This is a genomic window from Streptomyces sp. SM11, assembly GCF_002910905.1.
In the GTDB taxonomy this organism is placed as follows: Bacteria; Actinomycetota; Actinomycetes; order Streptomycetales; family Streptomycetaceae; genus Streptomyces.
On record NZ_NEUE01000149.1, the window covers coordinates 1 to 2,994 of the forward strand.

Here is a 2,994-nt window from a genome sequence, read left to right on the forward strand (position 1 = left end):
CGGCACGGGCGGCGGACCGGGCACCGGAGTGGGCGGGCCCGGTACGGGCGGAGGCGTCGGCGAGGGCGGTACGGGGTCGGGGTACGGGTGGGTCATCGCGTTCCTCCACAACGGCACGAACAGGACAGATGGAGCTCTCCTCCACCGTCTCCCGGTGCGGTTGCCCGCGCCTGCCGAGTCCACACGTACGCCCGGCGACAGCGGCGCACGAAGCCGTGTGCCGACGCGTTCCGGCCCGCCCGGAGCGGGCAGGACTCGGGCAGGGTGCCCGGACCCGACAGGTCTCCGTGACCACCACCGCCGTTACGAGAGGTGTCCCTCATGCCCCTGCCGAGTGTTCTCGCCGTCCACGCCCATCCGGACGACGAGTCCCTGTTCTGCGGGGGCGTCCTCGCCCAGCACGCGGCCGCCGGGGCCCGCACGGCGGTGGTCACGGCGACCTGGGCGGAGGGCACACACCGGGCCGTCGAGCTCGCCCGGGCCCTCGACGCCCTGGGCGCGGGCGAGCCACGGCTGCTCGGCTACGCGGACGCCCGCGTACCGGAGTCGGCCCCGGGCAGGCCCCGATTCCTCGACGCACCACTGGACGAGGCCGTGGCGGCCGTGGTCGGCCACATCCGTGAGGTCCGGCCGGAGGTCGTGATCACGACGGACGCCTACGGAGGCATGACCGGCCACCCCGACCACGTACACGCCCACCGGATCACCACGCTGGCGGTCCGGGCCGCCGGCCTCCCCCGCTTCTGTCCAGGATCCGGCGATCCTTGGCAGCCGAGCGCCCTCTACCTCGCCACGCACCCCCGCTCGGCGGCCGTCCCGGTGGGCGGACGGCTGGCCCGGCCGGGCACCCCGGCAGACGCGCTGTACTCCTCGGAAGACACATGGATCACCACGACCGTCGATATCGGCCCCTGGTTTCCGCAGAAGCTGGCCGCGATCCTCGCGCATCGCAGCGAGGTGGACCGAGGAGCGGCACCGGGCCGGATCGCCGCCCTGCCTCCGGCGGTTCAGCGCGAGGTGCTGGGCACCGAGTGGTACATCCGCCAGGACCTCACGCCCCGTGGCGGATCCGACACGGAACTGAGCTCCTGACATGCCCCGGGCCATGTGCTGCCGGGGCGTGGCCGGTCAGAACAGCTCGGGGCGGTTCCTGAGCTGCCGCTCCGCCTCCCGGACGAGCCCGGCCGACACCTCGGGCGCCTCGTCGGGGTGGCGTTGCGCCCACTTCGCCGCGTACGGGCACAGCGGAACGACGGGGACGCCCTCGCGGGCGGCCATGGCGTAGAACTCCCTCACGAGCGCCCCCGCGATGCCCTTGCCCTCATGTTCGGGCCGGACGACGGTGTGCACGGCAACAAGCGCGCCGGGAGCCGGGTCCATGACGAAGTACGCGATGGTCCCGGCCGGCTTGCCGTCCTCGTACGCCACCAGGCTGCCGTGCTCCCGGTCGTCCCTGACCTCTACGGCTGCGCTCTCCGCCATGGCTCAGCTCCTGCTCTCTCGTTCGTGGGGGCGCGGACGATGGCCTCAGCCGCCCGCGACGACCGCCTGTGGGCTCCGCTCCGTACGGGTCCCGGGAACCGGCGCCGAGGCGTCTGAGCCGAGCGCCACGATCCGGTTGTCCGCGTCCACGTGCACGACCCGCGGCACGAGGGCACGGGCCTCAGCATCGTCGACCTGTGCGTAGCTGATCAGGATGACCAGGTCACCGGGGTGCACGAGGTGTGCGGCCGCACCGTTGATCCCGATGACACCGGAGCCGCGCTCGCCCTCGATGACGTAGGTCTCCAGACGGGCGCCGTTGTCGATGTCGACGATATGGACCAGCTCGCCGGGCAGCAGGTCGGCGGCCTCCATCAGGGCGGCGTCGATCGTCACGGAGCCGACGTAGTGCAGGTCGGCCTGGGTGATGGTGGCCCGGTGAATTTTGGACTTGAACATTGTACGTATCATCGAGGCACTCCTGGACGTAGGCTCCCTGCCTGCGTATTTGCAGGTCAAGGGCTGTTTCCTCACCCTACAACGAGTCGCATGTCCGGGCAGCGTTCCCCAGGTTTCCCAGGACTCATGCTGACCACTTGCCGACTTTCCTGACACGTCGCCAGGTGCTCGCAGGGGGCCTTCGCCCACCCTCCTGAGACCCACCGCGACGACGGCACAAGCCTACGCAGCCCCTCCGGGGGTGTCCGTGATCACCGTCACCCCCGGCGGTTCTGGGCGGCGGCGCGAGCCGATGCCCCGATCAGGCCCCGGCCGGCCTCAAGGAGCCACCTCTTTTCGGGCTCTCCTGTCATATGTGTGGGGGCTCTGAGCTGGGCTGATACGTGAAACACGCCGCTCTCTGTGAACCTTGAGGTGTCTAGCAACAAGGTTGATCAAGCAGAGAAGCGGCGTGTCTATCTTCAGCATATGGAAGCGGACCCTGATGGTCGAAAGGCCGTGGTCGAAGGGGTCCGCTTCGACGGGAACGAACAGTGCGTGATCGTGTCGGTACGGCCCGAAGCGCGGCGGCGGCAGCGGTGTGGGATCTGTGTCCGGCCCGCGTCCTGGTACGACGGTGGCCGGGGACGGCGCCGGTGGCGGGCCCTGGACCACGGTGCGGTGCGGGTGTTCCTGGAGGCTGATGCGCCTCGGGTGGCCTGCCGGGAGCATGGGCCGACGGTCGTCGCGGTGCCCTGGGCCCGTCATGGTGCCGGGCACACCCGCGCTTTCGACCAGCGGACCGCGTGGCTGGCCGCGGAGTGCTCGAAGTCCGCGACGGCGGTGTTGATACGGACGTCCTGGCGGACGGTGGGCCGGATCGTCGAGCGCTACGTCGCCGACCGCGACGGGGCCGTCGACCGACTGGCCGGGCTGCGGCGGGTCGGGATCGACGAGATCTCCTACAAGCGCGGCCACCGCTACATGACCTGCGTGGTCGACCATGACACCGGACGAGTGGTGTGGATGGCCGACGGCCACGGCAAGGACGTCATGGACGCCTTCTTCGACCAC

The 2,994-nt window shown here is 70.8% G+C and carries 3 protein-coding genes and 1 pseudogene; 2 read left to right on the plus strand and 2 right to left on the minus strand.

Annotation, left to right across the window (positions count from 1 at the left end):
* Nucleotides 1–321 precede the first annotated feature (321 nt).
* A complete protein-coding gene (locus B9S58_RS12630) occupies nt 322–1,092 on the plus strand; it encodes a PIG-L family deacetylase (protein ID WP_103532217.1) in 771 nt (256 codons plus the stop codon).
* 36 nt (nt 1,093–1,128) lie between these two features.
* On the opposite strand, the gene B9S58_RS12635 is transcribed toward B9S58_RS12630, so the two are convergent.
* Together B9S58_RS12635 and panD are read right to left on the minus strand one after the other, a co-directional pair.
* Nucleotides 1,129–1,482, minus strand: coding sequence for a GNAT family N-acetyltransferase (locus B9S58_RS12635; protein WP_103532218.1), 354 nt, complete (start codon nt 1,480–1,482; stop codon nt 1,129–1,131).
* Between the two features lie 45 nt (nt 1,483–1,527).
* Entirely contained in the window at nt 1,528–1,953 is a 426-nt protein-coding gene (gene panD / locus B9S58_RS12640; RefSeq protein WP_103532219.1) for an aspartate 1-decarboxylase, read from the minus strand.
* 472 nt (nt 1,954–2,425) lie between these two features.
* Between panD and B9S58_RS12645 the strand changes: the two are divergent.
* Nucleotides 2,426–2,994 (plus strand): annotated as a pseudogene (locus B9S58_RS12645) (helix-turn-helix domain-containing protein); the annotation flags it as partial.